The organism is Chryseobacterium aahli (genome assembly GCF_022699665.1).
Lineage (GTDB): Bacteria > Bacteroidota > Bacteroidia > Flavobacteriales > Weeksellaceae > Chryseobacterium > Chryseobacterium aahli.
On sequence record NZ_JALDNB010000002.1, the window covers coordinates 675,432 to 700,442 of the forward strand.

21 protein-coding genes are annotated in these 25,011 nt (G+C 34.7%); 6 read left to right on the plus strand and 15 right to left on the minus strand.

Annotated features, from left to right (window positions below; translation table 11 throughout):
- Positions 1 to 20: 20 nt before the first annotated feature.
- Positions 21 to 2,225, plus strand: coding sequence for a RelA/SpoT family protein (locus MQX03_RS05245; RefSeq protein WP_242801951.1), 2,205 nt, complete (start codon positions 21 to 23; stop codon positions 2,223 to 2,225).
- A gap of 2 nt (positions 2,226 to 2,227) precedes the next feature.
- Positions 2,228 to 3,406 (plus strand): Na+/H+ antiporter NhaA, encoded by a 1,179-nt coding sequence (gene nhaA / locus MQX03_RS05250; protein WP_242801952.1) that lies wholly within the window; start codon positions 2,228 to 2,230, stop codon positions 3,404 to 3,406.
- On the opposite strand, the gene MQX03_RS05255 is transcribed toward nhaA, so the two are convergent.
- Genes MQX03_RS05255 through MQX03_RS05265 form a run of 3 tightly spaced genes read right to left on the minus strand, consistent with a single transcriptional unit; the run spans position 3,403 to position 5,884 of the window.
- A complete protein-coding gene (locus MQX03_RS05255; protein WP_242801953.1) occupies positions 3,403 to 3,780 on the minus strand; it encodes a hypothetical protein in 378 nt (125 codons plus the stop codon). The two genes, nhaA and MQX03_RS05255, sit on opposite strands and share 4 nt — an antisense overlap.
- On the minus strand, positions 3,761 to 4,798 hold the full coding sequence (locus MQX03_RS05260; RefSeq protein ID WP_242801954.1) for a YihY/virulence factor BrkB family protein: 1,038 nt from the start codon (positions 4,796 to 4,798) through the stop codon (positions 3,761 to 3,763). The genes MQX03_RS05255 and MQX03_RS05260 overlap by 20 nt, the downstream gene beginning before the upstream one ends.
- 3 nt (positions 4,799 to 4,801) lie before the next feature.
- Positions 4,802 to 5,884, minus strand: coding sequence for a DUF4421 family protein (locus MQX03_RS05265; RefSeq protein ID WP_242801955.1), 1,083 nt, complete (start codon positions 5,882 to 5,884; stop codon positions 4,802 to 4,804).
- A gap of 51 nt (positions 5,885 to 5,935) precedes the next feature.
- Here MQX03_RS05265 and MQX03_RS05270 point away from each other — a divergent pair, with 51 nt between their 5' ends.
- A complete protein-coding gene (locus MQX03_RS05270) occupies positions 5,936 to 6,409 on the plus strand; it encodes a 23S rRNA (pseudouridine(1915)-N(3))-methyltransferase RlmH (RefSeq protein WP_242801956.1) in 474 nt (157 codons plus the stop codon).
- A gap of 12 nt (positions 6,410 to 6,421) precedes the next feature.
- Here MQX03_RS05270 and MQX03_RS05275 read toward each other — a convergent pair whose 3' ends face one another.
- From MQX03_RS05275 to secD, 7 genes are all read right to left on the minus strand, one after another.
- Positions 6,422 to 6,880, minus strand: a complete 459-nt coding sequence (locus MQX03_RS05275; protein WP_242801957.1) for a tRNA (cytidine(34)-2'-O)-methyltransferase — start codon at positions 6,878 to 6,880, stop codon at positions 6,422 to 6,424.
- 10 nt (positions 6,881 to 6,890) lie between these two features.
- Positions 6,891 to 7,877 (minus strand): hypothetical protein, encoded by a 987-nt coding sequence (locus MQX03_RS05280; RefSeq protein WP_242801958.1) that lies wholly within the window; start codon positions 7,875 to 7,877, stop codon positions 6,891 to 6,893.
- Positions 7,878 to 7,893: 16 nt separating this feature from the next.
- Positions 7,894 to 8,709, minus strand: a complete 816-nt coding sequence (locus MQX03_RS05285; protein WP_242801959.1) for a tetratricopeptide repeat protein — start codon at positions 8,707 to 8,709, stop codon at positions 7,894 to 7,896.
- Position 8,710: 1 nt separating this feature from the next.
- The gene (locus tag MQX03_RS05290; protein ID WP_242801960.1) at positions 8,711 to 9,271 is read right to left on the minus strand and encodes a phosphatase PAP2 family protein; all 561 of its coding nucleotides are present in this window, start codon (positions 9,269 to 9,271) and stop codon (positions 8,711 to 8,713) included.
- A gap of 2 nt (positions 9,272 to 9,273) precedes the next feature.
- On the minus strand, positions 9,274 to 9,606 hold the full coding sequence (locus tag MQX03_RS05295) for a Sec-independent protein translocase subunit TatA/TatB (protein ID WP_242801961.1): 333 nt from the start codon (positions 9,604 to 9,606) through the stop codon (positions 9,274 to 9,276).
- A 61-nt stretch (positions 9,607 to 9,667) separates the two neighbouring features.
- Positions 9,668 to 10,885 (minus strand): TCR/Tet family MFS transporter, encoded by a 1,218-nt coding sequence (locus MQX03_RS05300; RefSeq protein ID WP_242801962.1) that lies wholly within the window; start codon positions 10,883 to 10,885, stop codon positions 9,668 to 9,670.
- Positions 10,886 to 11,214: 329 nt separating this feature from the next.
- Positions 11,215 to 14,127 carry a protein translocase subunit SecD gene (gene secD / locus MQX03_RS05305; protein ID WP_242801963.1) on the minus strand — a complete coding sequence of 971 codons (2,913 nt, stop codon included), beginning with the start codon at positions 14,125 to 14,127 and terminating at the stop codon, positions 11,215 to 11,217.
- 215 nt (positions 14,128 to 14,342) lie between these two features.
- On the opposite strand from secD, the gene MQX03_RS05310 reads away from it, so the two are divergent.
- A complete protein-coding gene (locus MQX03_RS05310) occupies positions 14,343 to 15,713 on the plus strand; it encodes a PQQ-dependent sugar dehydrogenase (protein WP_242801964.1) in 1,371 nt (456 codons plus the stop codon).
- Between the two features lie 107 nt (positions 15,714 to 15,820).
- On the opposite strand, the gene hemN is transcribed toward MQX03_RS05310, so the two are convergent.
- Both hemN and MQX03_RS05320 read right to left on the minus strand, forming a co-directional pair.
- On the minus strand, positions 15,821 to 17,179 hold the full coding sequence (hemN, locus tag MQX03_RS05315; RefSeq protein WP_242801965.1) for an oxygen-independent coproporphyrinogen III oxidase: 1,359 nt from the start codon (positions 17,177 to 17,179) through the stop codon (positions 15,821 to 15,823).
- A gap of 96 nt (positions 17,180 to 17,275) precedes the next feature.
- Positions 17,276 to 18,172, minus strand: a complete 897-nt coding sequence (locus MQX03_RS05320; protein WP_242801966.1) for a sialate O-acetylesterase — start codon at positions 18,170 to 18,172, stop codon at positions 17,276 to 17,278.
- Between the two features lie 330 nt (positions 18,173 to 18,502).
- Between MQX03_RS05320 and MQX03_RS05325 the strand changes: the two genes are divergently transcribed.
- Positions 18,503 to 19,684, plus strand: coding sequence for a hypothetical protein (locus MQX03_RS05325; RefSeq protein WP_242801967.1), 1,182 nt, complete (start codon positions 18,503 to 18,505; stop codon positions 19,682 to 19,684).
- 2 nt (positions 19,685 to 19,686) lie between these two features.
- Positions 19,687 to 20,868, plus strand: a complete 1,182-nt coding sequence (locus MQX03_RS05330) for a hypothetical protein (RefSeq protein ID WP_242801968.1) — start codon at positions 19,687 to 19,689, stop codon at positions 20,866 to 20,868.
- Between the two features lie 69 nt (positions 20,869 to 20,937).
- Here the strand turns inward: MQX03_RS05330 and MQX03_RS05335 are convergent, their stop codons facing one another.
- The 3 genes from MQX03_RS05335 to MQX03_RS05345 form a co-directional block, all read right to left on the minus strand.
- Positions 20,938 to 23,451, minus strand: a complete 2,514-nt coding sequence (locus MQX03_RS05335; RefSeq protein ID WP_242801969.1) for an Hsp70 family protein — start codon at positions 23,449 to 23,451, stop codon at positions 20,938 to 20,940.
- A 1-nt stretch (position 23,452) separates the two neighbouring features.
- Positions 23,453 to 23,743, minus strand: a complete 291-nt coding sequence (locus tag MQX03_RS05340) for a hypothetical protein (protein WP_242801970.1) — start codon at positions 23,741 to 23,743, stop codon at positions 23,453 to 23,455.
- Between the two features lie 210 nt (positions 23,744 to 23,953).
- A complete protein-coding gene (locus MQX03_RS05345) occupies positions 23,954 to 24,967 on the minus strand; it encodes a beta propeller repeat protein (protein ID WP_242801971.1) in 1,014 nt (337 codons plus the stop codon).
- Between the last annotated feature and the right edge of the window lie 44 nt (positions 24,968 to 25,011).

A 25,011-nucleotide genomic window follows, 5' to 3' on the forward strand; every position in this document is an offset into this window, starting at 1 on the left:
AAACAAAGCCTTTTACACAAATGAGTTATGACCTAGAACAAGAGAATAAAGAAATCTTAACGAGGTATAAAGACCTGATTTCTAACACATACAGAACTTTGGATGAAGAGAACAACAAACTCATCCGAAAGGCTTTTGATATTGCATTAGATGCGCACAAAGACCAAAGAAGGAAATCTGGTGAACCATACATTTACCATCCTATTTCTGTAGCTAAAATTGTCGCAACAGAAATCGGTTTGGGAGCAACATCAATCGCTTGCGCATTATTGCATGATGTTATTGAAGATTCAGATTACACCTACGAAGACCTGAAGAAGATTTTTGGTGATAAAATTGCGGAAATTGTCAACGGATTGACCAAGATCTCAATCATGAACCATCAGAACATCTCTGTGCAGTCTGAAAATTACAGAAAACTACTCCTCACGCTTTCAGAAGATTTTCGTGTGATCTTGATCAAAATTGCAGACCGACTTCACAATATGAGAACGTTGGAAAGCATGGCGCCGGACAAGCAGAAAAAAATTGCTTCAGAAACTGTTTACATTTATGCTCCACTCGCACACCGTTTAGGTTTATACAATATCAAATCTGAACTAGAGGACTTATCTTTGAAGTATAACAGTCCGGATGTTTATAATGAAATAACGCAAAAATTAGAACTTGCCAAGGAAAACCGAGAGCGGTACATCGAAGAGTTTAAGAAAGAGGTTTCTGTACGTTTAAAAGACGAAGGGCTGAATGTCACCATCAAAGGCCGTGCAAAAGCGATTTCGTCGATTTACAGAAAAATGCTCAAGCAGGGTGTTACTTTTGAGGAAGTTTTTGACAATTACGCCATCAGAATAATTTATAAATCAGATGCTAAAAATGAGAAATTTTTGGCTTGGAAAATTTATTCGATTGTAACAGATGTTTATCACAGCAATCCATCGAGAATGCGTGACTGGATTACGCAACCCCGTTCCACAGGCTATGAAAGTTTACATTTAACGGTTCTTGGTCCTGACAAAAAATGGATTGAAGTGCAAATCCGTTCAGACAGAATGGATGATATTGCCGAAAAAGGTGTTGCGGCACATTACAAATATAAAGAAGGCTATAAACAAACCAATGACGACCGAAATTTCGAGAAATGGGTTACCGAAATACGTGATGTACTTGAGCAACAGCAGAATCTTTCGACTTCTGAGCTTTTAGATAATATTAAACTCAATTTATATTCTAAAGAAGTTTTTGTCTTTACGCCAAAAGGTGAGATTAAAATTCTTCCAACCAATGCAACCGCTTTAGATTTTGCATTTTCTGTACATTCAGATTTAGGAATGAAGTGTTTGGGAGCAAAGATTAATGGAAAATTAGTCCCTATTTCTTATGTTTTGCAAAATGGCGATCAGGTAGATATTCTTTCGTCTCAAAACCAGAAACCAAAGTTTGACTGGCTCGATTTTGTGGTGACTTCTAAGGCGAAATCAAAAATAAAAGGGTATTTAAATTCTGAGAAAAACTCTTTGGTTGATGAAGGGAAAGAAATTCTTCGTAGAAAATTGAGACACGCAAAGATCAATTTTAATGATGAAGAAATCAATAAACTTCAGAAGTTTTTCAATCTGAAAACCTCTCAAGAACTGTTTTTAAAATTCCAGACGAATGAGCTGGATGCGAGTAGTTTAAGAAAATATATTGAAAGTAAAAACGTATTCAACAACCTACTTTCAAGATTCAGAAAATCACCTACAAAAAACCAACATTATGTAGAGCCGAAAGAGATCAATCTGGATATGATTGTTTTCGGGAAAGATGAAGAAAAACTGAATTACAGTTATGCAAAATGTTGTACTGTAATCCCAGGAGACAAAATTTTTGGATTTATCACCATTTCAGAAGGTATAAAAGTGCACAGCGACAATTGTCCGAACGCGATCAACCTGAGAGCTCAGTACGATTACCGTGTAATTCCTGCTAAATGGGTGAATGAAGAAAGCTTCAAAAACCGTATTAAAATTGAGATCGAGGGACTCGACAGAATGGGAATGATCAATGACATTACCGCAGTAATCAGCGGTGCTATGGGCATGGATATGAAGAGTATGTCTATTGAATCGAATAACGGCGTTTTCACCGGAAACATCAATCTTGAAGTAAAAAATAGAAGCCAGCTCGATGAAACTTTTAAAAAACTAAAAGATATCGACGGTGTTTCTAAAGTCATCAGAATTTAAGCATGAAATTAAGCATATACTTTAAAAAATTCTTCGAGAGCAGCCAATCATCAGGAGTTTTATTGATACTTTGTGTCGCTTTGGCATTAGGAATCGCCAATTCTTCTTTGGCCGAAAACTTTCAGAACTTTTTAGATCAAGAAATTGGTGTTAATCTATTTCATCTGAAATATCCTGTCAGTATTTGGATTAACGATGGTTTGATGGCTATTTTCTTTCTTTTGGTGGGTCTAGAAATCAAACGAGAAGTCATCGAAGGTGAGCTTTCATCTTTTAAAAATGCTTCTTTGCCAATATTTGCCGCAATTGGTGGAATGATTGTTCCTGCAATTATTTATACCGCTTTTAACTACGGAACCGATCATAGCAACGGTTGGGGAATCCCGATGGCGACAGATATTGCTTTTTCTTTGGCAATCATTTCGATGCTTGGGAAAAAAGTTCCTAATTCGATTAAAATATTTCTTGCAGCTTTGGCAATTGTAGATGATTTGGGTGCTATTTTAGTGATTGCTATTTTTTACACTGAGCAAATTCATTGGATTTACATTTTTCTTTCTTTAGGAACTTCAGTTTTGTTGTTTCTTCTGAATTATTTTAAAGTAGCCAAAATCATTTTGTATCTGATTCCTGGAATTTTTCTTTGGTATTTCCTTCATCATTCGGGAATCCATGCGACAATTGCGGGTGTAGTTTTGGCATTTTCAATTCCAACAAATATTTCTACAACAGAAATTTCACCTTTAGAAAAACTAGAACATCAGCTTCATTTTCCGGTAAGTTTTTTCATCATGCCGCTTTTCGCTTTAACCAATACCAATATTACTTTTAATAATGGAATGGTTGACGGGCTTTTCAGTGGTTTAGGTTTGGGAATTATCTGCGGATTAGTTTTAGGAAAACTGATAGGAATCAATCTTTTTTCATGGATTGCCATCAAATTTAAAATCAGTTCGCTTCCTCAAAACTCATCATGGACGCAGATGTTAGGAGTCGGACTTTTGGCCGGAATTGGCTTTACGATGTCAATTTTCATCGCTTTACTTTCATTTAAAGGAGAAATTCAAATTCAGGATGAAGCTAAATTTGCCATTCTGATTGCTTCTTTTATTGCTGCAATTGCAGGATATATTATTCTAAATATGAGCTCATCTGAAACCATAGAAACTGAAGAGGATTAATTTTTAGTCAGACTCCAGGTTCCTTTTAAATTTCCCATTTCCCAAGTTCCTTTTTTGGTTTGCATATTGCCGATGAGTATAAAACCTTGTGGAGATTTTGCAGTTGTATTAAAAGATGACATAATCAAATGGGTATCATATGAGTCTGGATTACCCGCTGTACCACGAATAACCTGTACGCTCGCATCTTTCCGTACATTCACGGTTAGTGGTCCACTCATATCTCCCGTATAACTTCCGGAATAATTTCCCATAAATTCTGAAGTGAAATTTTCCTGAGCTCTTTTCTCTTCAGCTTGATCAAGAATATGCTCACAAGATTGCATACTTAAAAGTGCACACGTAATCAATACTTTAACCGTTAGATTTTTCATCTTCTTCTTTTTTAATTTCTTGTATAATACTGCGGATATGCTCTTCATCACTGTCGAGATTAGGTTCTTCACTTTTTGATTGATAATGGGATGCTTCTTTTTTGAGTTCGTCAGCCAAAAGTTTTTCAACTCTCAATTTTCGCAAGGCCATATTCAATTCATTCCCGAAAAGAAGGAGATAAACGTTGACATTTACCCAAACCATCAATAAAATCATACTTCCAATCGATCCGTATAATACGTTATATCGTGCAATATTTTTCACATAAAGCGTAAAAAGATACGTTGTAAGAATAAATAAAACCGTTGTGAGAATCGCTCCGGGAATTGCCTGTCTGAATCTGATTATTTTCACCGTTCCCAACCAATAAAACATGGTCAGTAAAAGGAAAAAGAATACCGGGAATGATACAAAACCAATGATTTTCGAAAGGTTATTGACGAGCCAGGAAATATTATATTTTGGTGTAAAAAGCTTAAGAACAACCTCAGAATAGTAAACGCCAAAAAGCGCTAAAAACACGATGGTAACAAAGCCAATTGTGATAAAAAATGACAGAATAAATTCTTTAACATCAGGAAGTTTCTCTTTAGAATTTTCGTTAAAACCATTAATAATAGAAAATGTTCCGTTAGTTGCAAAAACGAGGGCAATAAGAATCGTTAAATTACTGATTCCCTTCATGTTGGGGATAATATTATTTTCAATATAACCTCTCACATCTCCTTCGATGTTGGATGGGAAAATATTGTGCATCAACACTTCAAAAATATAAAACTGAAGCTTATCATAATGCGGCATATATGGTAAAACAGAAAGCAAAAACAGAATAAAAGGAAAAAGACTCAACGTAAAACTCCAGGAGATTGCGGCGGCCTTCTTCCCTATTTTACCTTTGAAAACACCTGCAAAATAGATTTGAAACAACTGCCAAAGTGATATTCCCAGAAGCGGAATATGTATATCATCTAGAAAATCTTGAACCTTCAAAAGAAAACCCGGAACCTTAATACCCATTTTTTATTTTAAAATTTGATCAATTTTGTCAAACTGTTTGTCTACAAATTTAGGGGATTTTATTCTAAAACCCAATCCGAAACGAAATAACCAATTGGTAGTTGAATAAAAATTATCATTATTGCTATTGATCCAATTCAGTTGTGCACCGCCACCGAAAAACCATTTTCCATTATCAAATCCTATTCTTGAGTAAGAATTGAGACCAATATTAAATTCATTATAATTTTCGTCAATCAAGTAACCGTAGTGTATTTGCGGGTAAATCTCTACAATTGCATACCAGTTTTTCCCTATTATTTTTTGCATTCCGCCACCTGTTCTCAAGGTCAGTCTTACATCTTTGGTGACAGAATTTTCATTTTCGGTATCATTTATTTCTAAACCTTGATACCTTGCACGATTCGTATCTTTCATCAGGTTGTATTGATAAACCAAACCCGTAAGCAAAACAAAATCATTCTTCAGAGGTTTATACGTCATATCGGTATACGTTCTGTAATTTTCCTTTTTGCCGAACCACAAATAACTCGTGTCGCCTGTAAAAGATTGATATTTAGCATCTGGAAATTGCATTAAATCATTACTTAATTCCTGTGTAAATTCGTCATTTAAAGCGGTTTCAAAAAACCTTTTAGTATCTTCTAAATAAAGACCTTTTACCTGATTAAAGTTGACATATTGTCTGAGTTTTGGGCTGATAAAAAAAGCAAATCCGAGATTGAAATATTTGGTTTTTCCTTTGGTATCGTCGTCATTATTTATCCTCACAAACTTCGGTGCAAAAGATATACTTGCGTCCACCCATCGGTATCGAAAGAAAAATTCTGTGTAAAAAGAATCATTGGGTTTCAGTCTAAAAGTTTCACCTTCATAAAACAATCCGAAAGAATTGTTGATATAGCTTATTCCACCTACAAGCGAGATCTTATGACGGTCGTCTTCAAGATATTTTTTCTCATCAGAATCACTGATTTCCTGACCGTATGCAATTGCCGAAAAGCTTAAAAATAATGAAAAAAATACCGAGGATTTCATATTGTCTTTGCTGATTAATGTAAAAATACAGATTTTAATAATAATCATTAATCTTTTTTAAATATAAGTATATTTGTTCTTTCTATTTAAAGCTAAAAAATGCGCATTAATCTACTTTGCATCGGGAAAACTGACGATAAGGAAATCAATTCTCTCATAAGTTATTATCTCACCCGACTTCCCAAACACTGGAATTTTGAAATTGTAGAGATTCCCGACATTAAAAACGCAAAAAATCTTTCGCCTGATCTTTTAAAAAAAGAGGAAGCAAAATTATTTCAGAATTATATTGAAAAAAATGACTGGGTTACTATTTTAGACGAAAAAGGAAAACAGTTCACCAGCAGAGAATTTTCCCAGAAAATTGACAGTTGGATGAATTCTTCTGTCAAAAAAATTCACATTTTGATCGGCGGGGCTTATGGTTTTTCAGACGAAATTTATACTAGAGCAAACGAAAAAATGTCACTTTCTAAAATGACATTTACCCACCAGATGATCCGGTTATTTATCGTTGAACAATTATATCGTGCGGATCAGATTTTGCAGGGAAAACCTTATCACAATGATTAATCAAATCTGAAACTATATTTTTTTTAGATTAATCTGTCTTTTTGCCTCTCCCACTACAAACGCCACAGAATTTGCAATATTAAAACTTCTGATCAGTTTCGACATCGGAATCGTTAAATGGTTTTCAAATAAATTTAAAACTTCCTTGCTCAAACCCACACTTTCTTTCCCGAAAACCAGCCAGTCACCATCCTGAAAATCTATTTCAAGATAAGATTTTTCAGCATGAGAACTCATCAGGAAAACTCTTGACATATCAGGAATTATCTTCATCCATTCTTCAACATTGGCATATTCTGAAACATCAAGATGTACCCAATAATCTAAACCTGAACGTTTGAGGTTTTTGTCATCAATTAAAAATCCAAGAGGATGAATGAGATGTAATCGGCTTTCGGTTCCTACGCATAATCTTCCGATATTGCCTGTGTTATTGGGTATTTCCGGTTCTACAAGAACAATGTTTAACATGAATAATATTTTATTTAAATGATGAATCCGTTTTATATCTGTATCTAGTTTCCGCGACAGAATTTAAACGATATCTGAACCTCTCTTTTTCATTTCTGATTATTTCGTCGATCGTTTTATATCTTTTTAGTTGGGAATTACTAGGATGAAGAATTCTTGAATTGCTACTCCTACAAATTATGCATTTGTCATCTAAAACTGATTTTCGTGCACAAACTAAGCATTTTTGTAAGTTCAAAATTCTTTTTCTTAGGTCAATCTGTTCGCTGGACAGATATTGGAACGGAATTTTTTTCAGCAACTTGAAAAAGTTTACTGTGCTAGACGAATTAAATGGTAAATACTGAGTGGGATTATAAACATATCCGTCAATAAAAATTTCTTCATCATTTATTTTAGATAAATTTAACCAATATTCTCCTTCTCCGCCTTGTATTTCTATTTTTTTAATTTCGCTCCAATTTACAGTCATAAACTTTCTCAAAGATGATTCATAATATTTGAATCCTACCGTATTGATTTTTGTAACTCTCTTCTTTTGCAGACTTGAGACTATACATTTTTTACACAAATATTCATCCCCAGAATGTTCAACTTTTTTTACACTACCACAATCATTACAAGTCAAATGAAATATTTCTTTATATTTTTTATAAATATCCACACATTTGTTGTTCGCCTCAGTTCGAAAACCATTAACCATAAATTCGCCCCAGGTATATTTATATTTGAGTGGTACGTCGTTATTCCATCCATTCTCTAATAGATCATCAAACATTTTCCTCAATGTTTTTCTCCATCCGATTGGAAAATCTCTAATCACATACTCAATGTATAAGTTTTGAGTCAGTCTTGAAAAATCATAATTTCTCTCTTTCAATTCATCTATTGAGGCGGCAATATATTCATTTTGATAACTGAAACTTGCGACATGTACCTGATAAACTAATGTATCTGTATTTTCTTTTTGAATTTGTTCTTTATAAGGACTTTCCATAAGTCAAAACATTAAATTATTTTTTGACACATTTAGCATATTGCTCAGTTAATGCCGCTTTTTCGTATCCCGTAGCAACAGCTTTATCCAGACTTGCACAAGCTTCTTTATCTTTTGCAGAATCAAATAAAATTAGTGCTTTCGTTACGTATGATTGCGAAAATTTAGGATCGATTGAGATTGCTTTATTGACGTCTGCTAAAGCCTCTTTATACTTTTTTAGTTTTAAATAAACATCGGCTCTACCATTGTATAAAAGAGATTCTGGCTTTTCTGAAAGCAGCTTATTATAATCACTCAAAGAACCTTCAAGGTCACCATTTCTCTTTTTCAGATTGGCTAAACCTGTACGGGCAAAAATATTGTCGGGAGCAAATGTTAGAATTTGGTTTAAATCTTTTTCGGCTAAATCTTTCTTGTTTAGATTTTCATAAACCTTAGCCCGAGTAAGATACATTTCAGCATTCTCTTCATCGATGAGTAAACCTTTATTCAGGTAATCTAATGCTTTGGTTTTACTTCCTTTTTGATTATGCAATGAGCCCAAATTAGCGTACACAGCAGCCGATTTAGGATTTGACTTCAAAGCAGATTCATAAGATTTAAAAGCCGCCGCCGTTTTTCCTAATCGTCTTTGCGCTGTACCTAAATTATTGAAATATTCAGATTGATACTGCTGAATCATTTCTTTGTCAGCCAGTTTTGCATACTGCTCTTCGGCACATTTGTAATCGGCCTTTTGCATGCATTCTTCTGCGATCTTTTTGTCTTGAGCTGAGAAAAATTGTAGCGATGAAACCGCTAAAGTAATAATGAATAGATGTTTTTTCATTTTATATAGTTTGTTTGTTGATGACTTTTTTTGCGAGCACAGAAAATATCGCTCCCAATAAAATTCCAACAAACGCCCCCACCAAAATATCTATCGGGAAATGCACTCCTAAATAAATGCGACTGTATGATACTACCGCAGCCCAAACAAATATAACATAAGGAAACCACTTAAGCTTATCTTTTAACAGAAAACTTAAATAAGTTGCTAAAAAGAATGTATTTGAGGCATGTGCAGAATAAAAACCGAATTGTCCGCCACATTTTACAATTCTCATATAAGACTGTAAACTTGGGTCATGACAAGGTCTTAATCTCGCAACTCCATATTTGAAAATCCCTGATACCTGATCGGAAATCGTAACCCCGATAGCAACGAAAAGAAGAATATAAAGTAAGGATTTAAGCTTAAAATTTTTATAAAGAAAATAACAGAAAATAATGTAAAGCGGCACCCAGATCCATGTTCCGGAAACCATGAGCCAAAACTGATCGAATGGCGTATCTCCTAAATTATTAAGGTACAAAAAAGCCTTTTTATCTTCAAGAATGATTTCTTCCATTATTATCTGCTTACAGGCCCTTCATAGGTATCATCATCCGAAGGTTTGATCTTTGGTGTTTCAGATACAGAAGGTTCAACCATCAAATCTTTCTGAAGATTTTTTGTAGGATCAAAATCTTTGGCAGCATCTTTTACCTTTTCGATTTCACGTTTAATCTCAGAGACAGGATTATCTGTTTCTTTCATGATTTCGGTTTTGATATCTTCCACTGCGCCACGCATTTTTCTTACTCCGGATCCTAGATCACGGGCAATCTGAGGCAGTTTATCTGGACCGAATAAAACTACAATCGCAATGGCGATTAATGCCATTTCTCCAATGCTTAATTCCATGATGCTAAATTACAAAAGATTATATATAAATGATGTTTTGTGGCCTAATTTTAAACAAATTTTAAGATTTCTTTTTTTGAAAAGCATAATAAGTGACCGCTACACTAATAGTCATCAAAATAAACGCCAAAAAGAACGGAGCCCCAGAAAATTTAAACGGTGCATCTTTATGTGTAAAATAGAAAAATAGCTGCGTCATCATTGGCGGACCGATAATAGAAGTTGCACTCATTAAACTCGTTAAAGCTCCCTGAAGTTCCCCTTGTTCATTGCTGGGAACACTTTTGGTAATCACAGACTGCAAAGCTGGTCCGCAAATTCCACCTAAACAATAGGGAATTAAAAACACAAACATCATCCAGCCTTCTGTGGCAAATGAAAACAGTAACATTCCCAATGCATATAAGGCTAAACCGTAATAAATACTTTTTTGCTCGCCTAATTTTGGTGTCGTCCATCGAATTAAAACTCCTTGTACCAAACCTACTAATAGCCCCACAACGCCAAGAGAAATCCCGACCATTCTTTCCGTCCAGTCAAATTCATACATGGTAAAGAAACTCCAATTGCTTTGAACGGCATGACCTGCGATGTAGATTAAAATTAATGCAACAATCAAACCCGAAATTTCAGGATGTTTGCCTAAAAATTTAAATGAACCAACCGGATTTGCACGCTTCCAGCTGTATTCTCGTCTTTTATCTTTATCTAAACTCTCAGGAAGAATGAAATAGCCATACAAGAAATTTAATAAACACAAAACTGCCGCAGCATAAAATGGAACTCTTGCTCCATAATGTCCCAAAATCCCACCAATTACGGGACCGATGATAAATCCAAGACCAAACGCAGCTCCGATTAAACCAAAGTTTTTAGCTCTGTCTTCGTCGGTTGAAATATCTGCAATATAGGCACTTGCTGTAGTTACACTTGCTCCGGTAATTCCCGCAATAATTCTACCTGCAAAAAGCCAGATTATTGTCGGTGATAATGCTAAAAGAATATAATCTACCGCAAAACCGAAAAGTGAAATCAAAATTATGGGTCTTCGTCCGAATTTGTCACTCAGGTTTCCAACAATAGGCGAAAAAATAAATTGGGTAAATGCATACGCAAAACCAAGCCATCCACCATATTTGGCAGCTTCGCTGATGTCCGCATGAATCAATTCTTTGATCAATGCCGGAACCACCGGAATGATAATTCCCCACCCTGTAATATCAATCAGTAAGGTGATGAAAATAAAGCTCATGGCGGCTTTCTTTTTCGATTTTTCCATAATGGTGCAAAAGTAAGGAAATATTGGGAAAAGGGATATTTTGGGTGTAAAGTTTAATATTGCTCTTAATCTTTAGTTTTTAAATTTAATTCTATTGTTAATTATAAAACCCCAAATTGGTGTGAGAAACTAATTTCCACAGATCACGCAGATTTGCACAGATTTTTTAAATTTAAAATAAAATTTCAGTGAAAATCAGAGTTTTTTAAATTCTTTTTAAAATAAGAGATTTATTTCCAATCTATAAAAAGAGGAAAATGTATTAGAGATTAAGGCAAAAAAAGAGCCCTTCAGATGAAAGGCTCTTTTCGTATTTAATGTAGTTGAATTTATTTTGAAGCAAGAACTTCTTTGTTTGTGGTTGTTTTACCATGTACTTCTTCTTCTTTTCCAGATTTCAAGAAGTCATAGGCAATCGCAGATGCGATAAATATTGATGAGTATGCACCAAAGCCTATTCCGATAAGTAATGCAAACATAAATCCTCTAAGATTATCTCCCCCGAAAATAAAGATTGCAAGAATTACAAGTAAAACGGTAAACGTAGTATTGAAAGTTCTACCTAAAGTACTAGAAATAGAATCATCAAATAATCCTGCCAATGTTATTGATTTCTTTTCTCTTAAATACTCTCTAATTCTATCGAAGATAATTACGGTATCATTGATGGAGTAACCCAATACTGTAAGAATTGCAGCTACAAAATCCTGATTGATTTCCATATTGAATGGCATGATTCTGTGTAGGAGTGAATAAGCACCTAAAATAATCACCGCATCGTGGAATAAAGCAGCTACTGCTCCCAAGGAGAATTGCCATTTTCTAAATCTCACAAGGATGTAAATAAAAATACCACCCAATGCAGCTATTACAGCTAGAATACCATGCGTTTTAATATCATCAGCAACCGTAGGACCTACTTTTTCAGAAGATACAATACCTACACTAGCATTATCTGCTGATTTAAAATCTTGTATCGTTGTATTAGTTGGTAGATTTGATTTCAAACCTTCAAATAATTTTTGTTCAACTGTTTGGTCAGCTTTCAAAGATTCATCATCAATTAAATAATCTGTTGAGATCTTCAATTGTCTGTCATTACCAAAGGTTTTAGCTTCTACAGAAGAATTTTTTCCATCTGAGGTTGCGAATACTTTTACTAGTTTTTGCTCAATATCTTCCGCTTTCACATCCTTATCGAATCTAACTACATAATTTCTACCTCCCGTAAAATCAATTCCGTATTTGAAACCGTTTGTGAAGATTGAAACCAAACATATAACTGTTAATATAGCTGATACAGTATAAGCGATTTTTCTTTTTCCGATAAAGTCGATCCAAGTATTTCTGAAAAGATTTTTTGTAGGAGGAGTCCAAACAGATAGACCTTTACCTTTTTCTAATCTTGAGAAAATCATTACTCTAGAAAGTGCTACCGAAGTGAAAAGTGTCATTACAATACCAATCATCAGCGTTAAAGCAAATCCTTTAATAGGACCCGTTCCGAAGAAGAATAATACTACTGCTGTTAATAACGTGGTAAGGTGACCATCGATAATTGCATTTAGAGCATGTTTAAATCCATCTCTGTAAGCTTCAAGAATATTTTTTCCTGCAAAAAGTTCTTCTTTGGTCCTTTCGTAAATAATTACGTTTGTATCAACCGCCATCGCCATTGTCAGTACAATACCAGCAATACCGGGAAGCGTTAATGTAAAGTCTCCGGAATCCATAATTCCGAAAATATAAAACAAGTTGATGATCATTGCAATTACCGCATAAACACCTGCTCCACCATAATAGAATACGATGTATACAATGATAATTAAAAATGCAATAGCAAAAGAGATTACCCCCGCATTGATTGATTCTTCACCTAATGAAGGTCCTACTTGTGTAGCCTGAACTACTTTTGCACCTGCAGGTAATTTACCAGCTCCTAAAACGTCAACCAATTCTTTAGCTTCTTCCTGAGAGAAGTTACCTGAGATTTGAGTTCTACCGTTTGGAATAGCACCAACAACATTTGGTGCGGTATATACTCTGTTATCTAAAGTTACTGCTACAGGTCTTCCAACATTTTTCTCTGTCAGAGTTTTCCATTCTTTAGCACCTTTAGAATCCATTTGCATGTCAACAACCACTCTGCTCAAATCATCATATCCGATACTAGCAGTTTCTACTGCACCATCTACCGGAGCTTTTTGATTGATGCTACCTTTGATTGCGTAAAGAACCAAGCTATTAGTATCCGTAGATTCTGGCTTGTAACCCCACAAGAATTGGGTATATTTTAAATTTGCAGGTCTTAATGACTTAGCAACTTTACTGTTTAAAACCTTATTAACAATAGCAGTATCAGATAACTTTACGCTTCCTACTGAACTTTGGCTTCCAGATTTACCACCTTGCATTAAGGCCATCAGATTCACATTTTTAGCGACACCGATGGAATCACCTTTAGCAGAAACCGCATTGGTTAAATTCTGGAAATAAGGCGCTACCTCACCAAACTGCTGTACTTCCCAAAACTGAAGTTTCGCAGAAGTCTGAAGCATTTTTTTCACCTTGTCAATGTCTTTCATACCAGGCATTTCAACAGAAATTCTTGCTGTACCCGGAACTCTTTGAACATTAGGCTGAACAGCTCCCATTTTATCAATTCTGGTTCTGATTACTTCAAAAGCAGTACCCACCGAAAGGTCGATTCTTCTTTTTACAATACTCTGCACCTGCTCGTCAGTAGTATTAAATTTAATCTCAGAAAGGTTGGTGTTTCCGAAGATTTCAGGATCTGCAAGTTTTAGATTGGCTCCTTTTGCTTTGTTTACAGCATTAAACTCAACAAAAAAATTGTCGATGTAAGGTCTTGTAGAGTTTTTCTGAGCTTCGTCAGTTCTGTTTAAAGCTTCAATCAAAATAGGATTGGTAGAATAATTGGTTAAATCATTCACCAAGTCTCTTTGGTTGATCTCCAAAAGAACGTTGATCCCTCCTTTAAGGTCAAGACCAAGTTTCATTTCCTTGTCTTTCGCTTTGGTGTAATAAAGTTCTGTGAAACCTAGATTAAGTGTATCCTTAGAAAGTCTTGCGATTTCTTTCTGATACTTTTCCGGATTGTCTCCTGCAATAGCAGTTGCCTGCTTTTCAATCTTGCTGGCGTACCATGTTGGTAATAGCTCATTTAAGCAAATTAACCCTAGTACAATAGCAACAATTGTAATAAGTCCTTTTCCTTGCATTTTGTTATAACTACGTTAAATTAAGTCGGCAAATATAATGATTTTCTTGATATTTTATGAATTTTTAAGAACAGAAATGGTTTATTTTCAGATATATCGGCATTCTGCTTTCAATTAAAGATTCAGCAATTTATCTAATATTTTTTAATAAAGTTTTCAATTCTCTTTTGGTATGAAATTTTCATTAAACATAATACACTAAATATCAAAATATTATGAGAAAATTATTACTTTCGGCAATCTTGTTATCTGCCTTACCTTTCAGTGCACAAAGCTTTGCATTGACGCAATTTGCAACGGGATTCACAAGCCCTGTTGAGATTACCCACGCCAACGACACCCGATTATTTGTTGTTCAACAAAACGGAATTATAAAGATAGTACAACCCAACGGAACCGTGAATGCGGCTGACTTTCTGAACATTAGCACGAAAGTCAATTATGGCGGTGAGCGAGGACTCTTAGGTCTAGCTTTTCACCCACAATATGCAACCAACGGATATTTCTTCGTTTATTATAACAATGCAGCAGGAAATATTATAGTCGCAAGATACACGGTTAGCTCTGGCAACACAAATGTGGCTGACGATACTACAGAAAAGATTATTTTGAATATCCCTAAACCTTTTGATAATCATAATGGCGGAAGTATGCACTTTGCACCAGATGGTAATTTATGGATTGTAACAGGTGATGGCGGCGGTGGCGGTGATCTGAACAATAATGGTCAGAATAAAAATTCACTTTTGGGTAAGATGTTGAGAATTGATATTAATAATCCTACAGGACCTTACAATATTCCGGCTGACAACCCCTTTGCAGGGGCGGGTGTAGACGGTTCTGATGAAATTTGGTCTTACGGATTGAGAAATGCCTGGAAGTTTTCATTTGACCAAACCACAGGAAATGCGATGATTGCAGATGTAGGACAAGGTGTGATTGAAGAAATCAACAGAGTTCCGGTGACAACAGCAGGTGTAAACTATGGCTGGAGATGTTATGAAGGAAATAACACTTACAACACAGCAGGTTGCGCTGTTTCTTCAACAATGACTTTTCCTATTGCCGTGTATGATCATACTGGGGGAAAATGCTCAATCACAGGGGGATATGTTTACCGCGGAACAGCTTCACCCAGTCTTCAGGGAAAATATTTCTTCGCAGATTACTGCTCTACACAGATCGGAACTTTAGACAGCAGCAATGTCATTACTTGGACTACGCCATTTACCGGAAACAATTTTTCAACGTTTGGAGAAGACAATCAGAAAGAATTATATGTGGCCGCAGTCAACAACGGAATCGTTTACAAAATCACAACATCAACATTAGGTGTTCAGGAAAATATATTCAAGGGTGTTAAAATTTATCCAAATCCAGCGGATGAAAGGGTTTTTGTAGAAGGATTACAGACGGCAAATGCTAAGATTGAATTGATAAGTACCGAAGGTCGTAAAGCAATCGACAGTGTAAAACTAGACAGTGAAAACAGTTTTGATGTTACGGGAATTGCACCAGGAGTTTATTACATCAATATAAAATCAGGAGATTTGAAAGAATATAGTCAGAAGTTAATCATTAAATAAGTAATTTTCTCTCTGACTAAAATTAAATTTAAAAAACTGGGTGAAATCTAATTAACCAACATTTATTTAAACAAAACAAGCGATTCAAAATTGAATCGCTTGTTTTTTTATATCGTCATCGAGAATATTCGGGTTTCAGGTTTGTTTCTCATCATTCTGAGATCAAATACCATGGCAACGTTTCTCGTGAAAGCTCTACCCTTTTCTGTGATTTTTATTTGATTATCATGAATTTCAACCAACTCATCTCTTTCCATTTCTTGCAGCATTTCGAAAGCATTTTCAAGCTCAGGAAAAGAGTTTTGAAGATCAAAAGAAGTTTCCAGCTGACACATTAAATTTAAAATATGTCTACGAATTGTTAAATCTTCATCACTTAAAATATGTCCTTTTACCACAGGAATCACTCCTTCTTCAACTATTTTTTGGTATTCCTCAACTGTTTTCACATTCTGTGCAAAAGCATACCAGGAATCTGAAATGGCAGACATACCCAAACCTACCATTAATTGGGTTTTGCTTGAAGTATATCCCATGAAATTTCGGTGTAGTTTTTTCTGAATTAAAGATTGGTACAGATCATCATGCTCTAAAGAAAAATGATCCATCCCCACTTCAATATATCCTAAATTTTCTAACAATCTTTTTCCGTCTTCATACAAACGGCGTTTTTCTTCTCCACTTGGCAAATCGTTTTCGTCAAAACCACGCTGCCCCACACCTTTTACCCAAGGAACGTGTGCGTAAGAATAAAATGCCAAACGATCCGGTTTCAATTCCATTGTTTTGCGGATGGTATGTTCCATCGCTTCCCAGCTTTGATGCGGAAGACCAAATACCAAATCATGACTGATCCCTGTATATCCAATTTCGCGGGCTATTTCGGTAACCTCTTTTACTTTTTCAAAAGGCTGAATTCTATTGATTGCTTTCTGCACTTTCAAATCATAATCCTGAACGCCAAAACTTGCTCTTCTGAAACCTAAATCATACAAAGTCTGCAAATGCTCTCTTGTCGTATTATTCGGATGTCCTTCAAAAGAAAACTCCTGATGCTCGGCAATTTCAACAGTTGAAAAAATCCCTTCCAATAAAGTTCTTAGATTTTCGGGAGAGAAAAATGTAGGAGTTCCACCACCTAAGTGAAGTTCTTTCAGTTTTGGTTTTTCATTAAACAATTGAAGATACAGTTGCCATTCTTTTAAAACACTTTCAAGATATGGAATTTCCACACTGTGTTGCTTCGTAATCCGTTTATGACATGCACAAAACGTACACAAAGCTTCGCAGAAAGGCAAATGAATATAAATAGAAATTCCTTCTTCAGCATTGGTTTCATTAAAAGACCTGATGACCGTTTCTTTCCATTTTTCGGGTGAGAAAGTGCTTTCGTCCCAGTAAGGAACGGTAGGATAAGACGTGTAACGAGGTCCGGGAATATTATATTTATCGATTAAAGAGTTCATTCAGAAAATTTAAAATAAAATTAAATCCTTGAAGGATTTTCGTACTGCAAAAATAACCATTACAGATGACTTTTTGATTATGAATTATATTAGGTCTTATTTTATAATCAGTCTAAATACTTCGTCGGCAAAGTTTTTCCCGAGATCAATATATCCTGCGCTGTCATAGTGCCAGGGATCATTTCCGTAATTATATTTAGCTGTTGACCGAACAATAGCTGCATTTTTATCATCGTTTACGAATTTCTCCTGAGCGTATTGCACTAATTCTCCCATTGGCCACACTTTCCCTTTTTCATTCTTCCCTGAGTCTGAAATTTTCCCGATAATCACCGGAAGATCATCCGTAAGCATAGCAGCCCGCATCTGATTCATCAGAACTTTCAAATGTCCGTAATATCGGTTGGCAATGGCTTCATCGTGGCTTGCGTCACCTTCACCCTGCATCCACAGAATTCCGGATGGGATGATTTCATCTTTCTTGCCGTTTCCGTCAATATCATTTTCTATCAAAGCATTCTTTACAGTTTTAAGAAAGTTGTCATATTGATTAATTCCGTTTTTACCCTGAAAATCGGAATCCCAACATCCGAATCCGCCTCTAGCAACGCTGTCGATAGACGTGCCTTCTCTTGCATATTTAATTAAAGCGATTTTATCATTCGGAAAAAGTTCTTTGAGCCTTTTGGCAAAAGATAGCTCCGGACCGAATCTGTCTGAAAGCTGATTGGTTTTCCCATCCGTTTTAAATCCTGTTCCGTTTCCTGGCTTTAAAACGTCCCACTTCCCTATTCCGCCATTCAGATTGCCATCCGGAACTGAATTTCCCTGAAATATATAAACATCTTTAAATGTTTTTAAATCATTCGGTAAATCTTTATTATATCCAAATCCATTCATATTTGACTGCCCTGCAAGAATGAAAATCCTGATTTTCTGAGTGTAAAATAATGCGGGCAAGAACAGAAGGAGAAATATTTTCAGATTTTTCATTGGGGAAATTTTATTCAAAGGTAATTTGAAAATATTGATTGTAAAAAAGAAAAGTTCTATGGGTGAGATTGGTTATTTCGAAAACAAGGTGCTGAACGTGCCGCTCCTACGGAGCTCATTGTAATGTCTAGGATTATTTTCTACAAACATATCGCTCCTACGGAGCTTCTCTAAGGCAATTGATAGGATTGACTTTTTATTTTAATTAAATCAAACAAGTTTTAAGAAATGACCTTGAGAGCAATAAGCTTTCTAAATTTTTAAATTAATACAACAGAGCGTAAGAATTATCAATAAATTCTTTTATTTTGCACAAACCATTTGATATCCATGCAAAATTTCAGATTGAAAGAATTTGTAGAACAGAACATTCAGAATTTTAATCCTAAAAACCCTCAGGATTTGATTAAAGCTGAAAAACTGTTAAAAGCCGAGAGCAAATTAAACCAAACTTTCAGCATTAATGAAATTGAAGCATTTTTAGATTTCATTAAAAATCAGAAACAGAATTTTGATGAAATTCTGAAATTGCCCGTCATCAAATGTATTTACACAGACATTTATCCCCAAAATCTTTCCTTTAAGCCTGATTTAAGAAAAATTTCCAAAGATGAGCTGGAAGATTTTAGCGAGTTATTTACTTCAAACCTGAAAGCATTTCTTTCTGAGGCTGTACGGAAAAACCAATGGCAGAGTCTGATTTATTTTCAGCAATATTATGCTTCCTTTTTCAGTGTAGAATCTTTAGATTTTTATAAGAATTTACTGCACGATCGGAATCATTTAATCATTGAAGGTATACTGAAAAACAAAGATCTGGTCACTTTCAAAAAAAATTATCCATTTGCTACAGAACGTAAATTCTATTATCTGCAAGGTCTCATTGACGAATTTGAATTTGATGACGATGTACTTTCCATTAACAATGTAGTTGCCGAAATGCAACGAACGAACATTAACAATAAAGTCATTCTCGGTGAAATTCTGACGGCCATTTATGGTTTTAATTCTGAAAATGAGGTGACGAAAAATATCATCCGCAACAACCAAAGAGTTGCTCAGGAATGGAAAGATGAGAAAAGCGGGTTTCTCAATATGATTGCTTATCATATTGCGGGTTTCTTTCTAAAGAATAAAAGCCCTGCATTAATTATATTTCTGTCAACAGTTATTATTTTAGGATATCTTTTCAGTTTCATCTATGTTTTTAGTTTTGGTATCAAAGCATTGATGTTTTACCTGCTGACGAACGCAGTAGCCATCTATCTGGCTTTTAGAAATTTTAAATATTATTTCAGCCAAATCAACTTACATGACAAAGTGGATGCTTTAGGGAAAATATCGGCTACTATTCTGATTACGATGGTAATTTCTTTTCCTCTGATGGTTGTGGTGGGTATGGGTTCGCTTTACGTTTTCGACTCTGTAGCAGATCGTAAATTCCCTACACAAATCATTTTACCGGTAATCATCATCGGAGTGAAAATCTATATGTACAGAAACAGAAAATAATTATGTCGCAGCTTCAATTATTGGATATCATTAAAGAAACATTGCCCCATTTTGATGCCGGCAACCCTTCTGATTTGATAAAAGCCGAAAAGATTTTAAAGATTCACCAGAAAACAAATCCTGATCTGCAGCTCAATGATATTAAGAATTTCATCGAATTTTATAAAGATAATGGTAACAAATACGAATCGATTCTTCTGGATCGAAACCTTCAAAAGATTCTAAAAAATAAGGACTTCAAAATAAATTCTTCACAAAACAATATTTTCTCACAACCCCTTTCTCTGTGTGAAGATTTTGGAAATGATTATGAGGAAAACATTCAAAACTATATTCAACTGAACATTAAAAATAACAACTGGAATAATCTCAGAATTTTCTATAAAAACTATTTCCCGATTATCAGTTATGAAAATAAGGATTTGCTGATTGACAGCATTACAACAAAAAACAATCTGGTAAGAGGAACAATTCCGTACACTGATCAGTATCATTTGCTTCTAAATCAATACAGACATTCGGTAGATCCTGATTTTTACGCTCTGCAATCGGATATTGATTCGGCTTATTTTAATGAGGAAATACTGGATATCAATAATGATTTGGCGGAACATCAGCACACGACCCAGCACAATAAAGTATTTTTAGGTAAAATCTTTGTGGCGCTGGCAAGCTTTGATGCTTATACCGAAGAACTGAGAGGATTATTAATAAAAAATTCAAGGATTGGAGCCAAATGGATAAATCCTACTTCAGAAATCATCACTGTAGAAAAGAAATCTACTCGAAAATACATCGAAAAAGAATACGGAAAATACGAAGAAATCACCTTGCTCGTAATTTATCTATCTCTCCTGATATTAATTTCTTTTTTTCTATACATAAAATTAGATGAATATTTTTGGACTTTCCCTGTCTTCGAAATTGCTTTCTTTTTACTTTTAAATAAAAGATTAAATGGTCATTATCAAGAAAATCCACCTTCAAATGGAAATCTTTCAACCCGCAGAAAGATTAAAAAATTGGTTGTGAAATTTTTTATACTTCAGATCTATTTAATAATTATCGCAATTTCTGTTGTAATTGGTTTAGGATTAATCGCTTTAATCTTTGCTTCTAGTGGTATAGGTGCTGTGGGAATCGTTTTTGCAATTTGGATTATTCGGAGGATTATGAAAAGATGAAAGTAAATTTAATCTAAAAATTTTTACTAAAAAGCAAAAGCCATCCGAACAATCAGATGGCTTTTTCAATTATTTCAATCCCAGATTTCCGTCGGTGTCTTCAAACGGATTTTTTGGTTTTACTTTCAGCAAATCGTATAGTCCTTGGATGACATATTTTACTTCTTTAAAATTATTGTTTTCCATGGCTTTGTCACCGGAATCAAAAAGCTTAATGGCTTTCTTCTGATCTTTATACTCGTCTATATCACGGTATTTATAGTAATAATACAACGATGCATACGATTCATCTTTTTGATAGTAAATTTCCGAATGCAACTTATCTAATTCTTTCGTTTTTCTTTTGATGAGTGACTTCTCGTTAGATTCCAGAAATATCTTTTCGTCTTTAATTATTTTTTGAAACTGTTCTTTCTGCCTTTGAGTCGCTTCTTCAAGCTGACTTTCCAAATCGGTTTTTGATGTTTTATACTCCTCTATTTCGTAAATGACATCACGAAAACGGACAATCTTATCGTATTCCTGCAAAGCGCGTCTTTTTCTCTCATCAAGCTGAAAAATCCTTTCGGTCTGTTCATCTTCCTGCACTTCAATCAGGTCAAATTTAATTCTGAAAAGCTCGTCTTTAATGTTTTTAAATTTCACCAAAACAGCAATATCTTCAGGATCTGCTTCATCTACATTTTGAACATAACTTAGCTCAGTTTCTATTTCATCAATTACTTTGTCGATGTCTTCCTGAAATTTATCTTTATTAATATGTTTTGTATGAGGATTGAACACTTCATTTTTCTCAAAATCTACCGAACTAATATACACCGAAACCGATAGATCGCGGGACTCGCTCATGCTGAATTTCAGCTCGATATCCATTCCTTTCAATAGATTAATCGGTAAATCTTTTGAATTGATTTCGATATACCCAATGCTCATATTGCTCGCAGGAAGCGTGGCATTTTTACCTTCCAGAATATTGATAATCAGTTTATCATCGGCTTCTTTATTGAAGTTTTTTGAGGTCGTTTTATAAATCGTCTTTTTGAGAGGAAGAATATCATTTTTCTTAAAAATCCTTTCCAGATAAGTGCTTCCAAAATTATCATCCACTTCCAGACAAATGTCATTCGGCAACGGCTGTCCGGAAATATTATAAATTCCGTGATTAATCGAAATATCATTCTGCTCAAAAACCACATTTTGATTTTGATCTGATACCGTCAGACTAAACTGGTTGATCTGCTTCGGAAGAATCTTTACAAACTCGGAAAACTTATTTTTAAAGCTCATCAAACCCGTATCAAAACCTCCGTCTTTTCGGGTAATTCTGTAATATCCATCAAAGTCTTCTTTAACGCTTCCCACCAGAAGCTCTTCATCATCCTGCGTATTGACTTCGTAGATCAATTTCAAATCGATCTTATTAGAATTTTGAATTTCTTTCTGGTCTGAACTTAAATGAGTTTCAGTTTTAATTATTTGAATATCTTCTTCTTTAGTTCCTGCAAAATAGGCTGCGCCCACCATCACTGCTGTCGACGGATCGATTGAATAATCAACTGTAATTCCGAAAACCTCTTTCAGATGCTCTCTGATGTACGGAATGTATGTCGTTCCGCCCACCAAAATAATTCGTTCAATATCACTCGCCGATTTTTGATTTTCTTCTAAAAGTTTCTTGATGAGGGTAATGGTTTCATCAACTTTTGGAGCAATGACTCTGTTGAAATCGTTTCTTGAAATTTCAAAATCGATATAATGATCCCCGTCATTCAATTCAAGTTCGGTGTTGATGGTATCTTTTACCGATAATTCTTTTTTGATTTCTTCGGCTTTGTAAAGCAGTTCGTAGTATAGTTTTGCGTAAAAACTATTCTCTTTAGACATCAGTTTTTTGAAAAGTGATTCTTCATTTAAAACCGATTCAATTTTTGGAACAAACAAATACTCAATCACCGTGTGATCAATGTCAACGCCACCCAAAAAATTGTTTCCTTCGTGGTCTGTAATTTTCAGTTCACGTTCATTGATTTTCACCAAAGCAACATCGAAAGTTCCGCCGCCGAAATCGTACACCAACCAGTTTTTTTCTTCAGACTGATCTTGAGTCTGAAAATTAGCATATGCCAGACACGCTGCAATAGGTTCCTGCAAAAGAACAACCTGCTGAAAACCTGCTAAAAGACCTGCTTTCTTCGTCGCATTCGACTGTACGGTATCAAAAGACGCTGGAATTGTAATGACAATAGATTGAGGTTTTTCGTCCTGAATGAAACTCTGCAGTTCTTTTAAAATCATCGCTGAAAGTTCTACCGGGGTTTTTTGTTCCTCGGTATCGGCAACATCATACAAATATTCTGTACCCATCTTTCTTTTAAAAGAAGAAAAAACATCCAGATGCGCTGATTTCAAAAGTTCTCTGGCCTTATCACCAATGAGAATTCTACCTTTTTTGTAGGCAACAATTGAAGGCAATGTATCACTGAAACCTACCGGATTTTTATAAATCTGAACTTTTCCGTCTGCAAACTTTGAAATCCCCGAATTGGTGGTTCCTAGGTCTATCCCAAAATTTATATTTCCCATATTATTCTGCAATTACAATTCCCTTCTGCAACAATATATTTCCTGAACCGTCATTCTGAAAAATGGCAGGTTTCAACACTTTGGTAATGATTGGTTTTGAAGAATTCCCGACTAAATTTGCTTCTAAAGAAGTATCTCGTGAATCGTATAGCTTGCCGATAGGATTGTTGACAGAATAGCCCAATTCTTCGAGCTCATGGTGTATTCTCTCGAAATTCCTTTCAAAGATTGAAATATCCTGATCTTTTGATTTTTTTTCTATTTCAAAGATTTGATTAATGATATTCAGCATGAATTATTTGATGTTTTTAAAAGCACAATTTAATTATTTTTTGTTGAAAATAATAGTGAATAATCATTTTGCATAATACAATTTAATTTTAACGCAAAGAACGCAAAGATTTTCTTTTAATATTGTTCTGCATATTTTTCGTTCACAAAGGCGCTCTGCTAAGCTAAGATAACAGAGCTTTTATTTGAATTGTTATTAATTTTAAACAAATCAATTGAATTTCATTTTTACGATTCGGTCTTTACCCGCAAAAACTACAGTATTTTTATCAATCCATTGACAAACGAAAAGTCCTTTTTCATCAGAAATTTTCTTCCATGTTTTTCCGAAATCCGAAGAATAGCTGATGTGCTGATCGCCGACTGCAATAATGTCTTTTCCTTTTGACTCCGGTTTTATCTTTACGCAGGTCATGTATCCTGCATTTTGCCCTGATGCCTGAATCTGCCAGCTTTCGCCACCATTATTTGTGGTTGCAATGTTGTTGATATTGGCGTCTTGTTTAGTATAATCACCGCCGACTGCGATCCCGAATTTGTCATCTAAAAAATCAATTGAATAAATTCCCTGTGATGAAATTCCTTGAACAAAAGGAGTATTGAAAGCTTCCAATTTGTCATTTTTAAGATTTAATCTCAAAATTCTTGAAGAATTTCCTCCAGTTCCAATCCAAAGATAATTTTGTCCTACGGAAATATTGCTATTACTTGCTGCAAACGCTGCCTCACCAACATTCAATTTTAAATGTGAATAGTTTTTAATCTCGAATTTTTCTTTATTTAAATTGAATTGCAATAGTTTTAGCTTTAAATCTGTTGAAGGATCTGAAAAAGCATAAAATTTATTTTTATTAAAATATAGAGCATCATAAAAAGCAGTTTTCACAGTATCAGTGAATACAATTTTATGCGTGAGATCTTTCTTATCAATTTTAAAAAAGTAAGCCGGGCTTTCAATATTTATTGCATAAAACGATTTTTTATCCTGCGCCAAAGTTCTGAACTGCAATTTCTTCTCAGATAATTTTATCTGCTTTTGCTTTTGAGGATTTTTCAAATCTACATATCCGAATTTTGAATCGGTTCCGCTGTACCAGACTTTGCCGTCCCAGATTTCTAGAGCTCTGATGCTGATTTTATCATTTAATAAAGTTTCAAAACTTACATTTTGGGCGAAGAGAAAAGTTCCGAAGAATAGAAATAGTGTGGGGAATATTTTTTTCATAACAGTCAAATTTAATCAAAAAAAAATTCCGCATAAAGCGGAAT

What these genes read in the sequence shown, in the direction of transcription:
- MQX03_RS05245 (WP_242801951.1), top strand. Translation starts at nt 21, where the DNA reads ATGAGTTATGACCTAGAACAAGAGAATAAAGAAATCTTAACGAGGTAT.
- nhaA (WP_242801952.1), top strand. Translation starts at nt 2,228, where the DNA reads ATGAAATTAAGCATATACTTTAAAAAATTCTTCGAGAGCAGCCAATCA.
- MQX03_RS05255 (WP_242801953.1), bottom strand. Translation starts at nt 3,780, where the DNA reads ATGAAAAATCTAACGGTTAAAGTATTGATTACGTGTGCACTTTTAAGT.
- MQX03_RS05260 (WP_242801954.1), bottom strand. Translation starts at nt 4,798, where the DNA reads ATGGGTATTAAGGTTCCGGGTTTTCTTTTGAAGGTTCAAGATTTTCTA.
- MQX03_RS05265 (WP_242801955.1), bottom strand. Translation starts at nt 5,884, where the DNA reads ATGATTATTATTAAAATCTGTATTTTTACATTAATCAGCAAAGACAAT.
- MQX03_RS05270 (WP_242801956.1), top strand. Translation starts at nt 5,936, where the DNA reads ATGCGCATTAATCTACTTTGCATCGGGAAAACTGACGATAAGGAAATC.
- MQX03_RS05275 (WP_242801957.1), bottom strand. Translation starts at nt 6,880, where the DNA reads ATGTTAAACATTGTTCTTGTAGAACCGGAAATACCCAATAACACAGGC.
- MQX03_RS05280 (WP_242801958.1), bottom strand. Translation starts at nt 7,877, where the DNA reads ATGGAAAGTCCTTATAAAGAACAAATTCAAAAAGAAAATACAGATACA.
- MQX03_RS05285 (WP_242801959.1), bottom strand. Translation starts at nt 8,709, where the DNA reads ATGAAAAAACATCTATTCATTATTACTTTAGCGGTTTCATCGCTACAA.
- MQX03_RS05290 (WP_242801960.1), bottom strand. Translation starts at nt 9,271, where the DNA reads ATGGAAGAAATCATTCTTGAAGATAAAAAGGCTTTTTTGTACCTTAAT.
- MQX03_RS05295 (WP_242801961.1), bottom strand. Translation starts at nt 9,606, where the DNA reads ATGGAATTAAGCATTGGAGAAATGGCATTAATCGCCATTGCGATTGTA.
- MQX03_RS05300 (WP_242801962.1), bottom strand. Translation starts at nt 10,885, where the DNA reads ATGGAAAAATCGAAAAAGAAAGCCGCCATGAGCTTTATTTTCATCACC.
- secD (WP_242801963.1), bottom strand. Translation starts at nt 14,127, where the DNA reads ATGCAAGGAAAAGGACTTATTACAATTGTTGCTATTGTACTAGGGTTA.
- MQX03_RS05310 (WP_242801964.1), top strand. Translation starts at nt 14,343, where the DNA reads ATGAGAAAATTATTACTTTCGGCAATCTTGTTATCTGCCTTACCTTTC.
- hemN (WP_242801965.1), bottom strand. Translation starts at nt 17,179, where the DNA reads ATGAACTCTTTAATCGATAAATATAATATTCCCGGACCTCGTTACACG.
- MQX03_RS05320 (WP_242801966.1), bottom strand. Translation starts at nt 18,172, where the DNA reads ATGAAAAATCTGAAAATATTTCTCCTTCTGTTCTTGCCCGCATTATTT.
- MQX03_RS05325 (WP_242801967.1), top strand. Translation starts at nt 18,503, where the DNA reads ATGCAAAATTTCAGATTGAAAGAATTTGTAGAACAGAACATTCAGAAT.
- MQX03_RS05330 (WP_242801968.1), top strand. Translation starts at nt 19,687, where the DNA reads ATGTCGCAGCTTCAATTATTGGATATCATTAAAGAAACATTGCCCCAT.
- MQX03_RS05335 (WP_242801969.1), bottom strand. Translation starts at nt 23,451, where the DNA reads ATGGGAAATATAAATTTTGGGATAGACCTAGGAACCACCAATTCGGGG.
- MQX03_RS05340 (WP_242801970.1), bottom strand. Translation starts at nt 23,743, where the DNA reads ATGCTGAATATCATTAATCAAATCTTTGAAATAGAAAAAAAATCAAAA.
- MQX03_RS05345 (WP_242801971.1), bottom strand. Translation starts at nt 24,967, where the DNA reads ATGAAAAAAATATTCCCCACACTATTTCTATTCTTCGGAACTTTTCTC.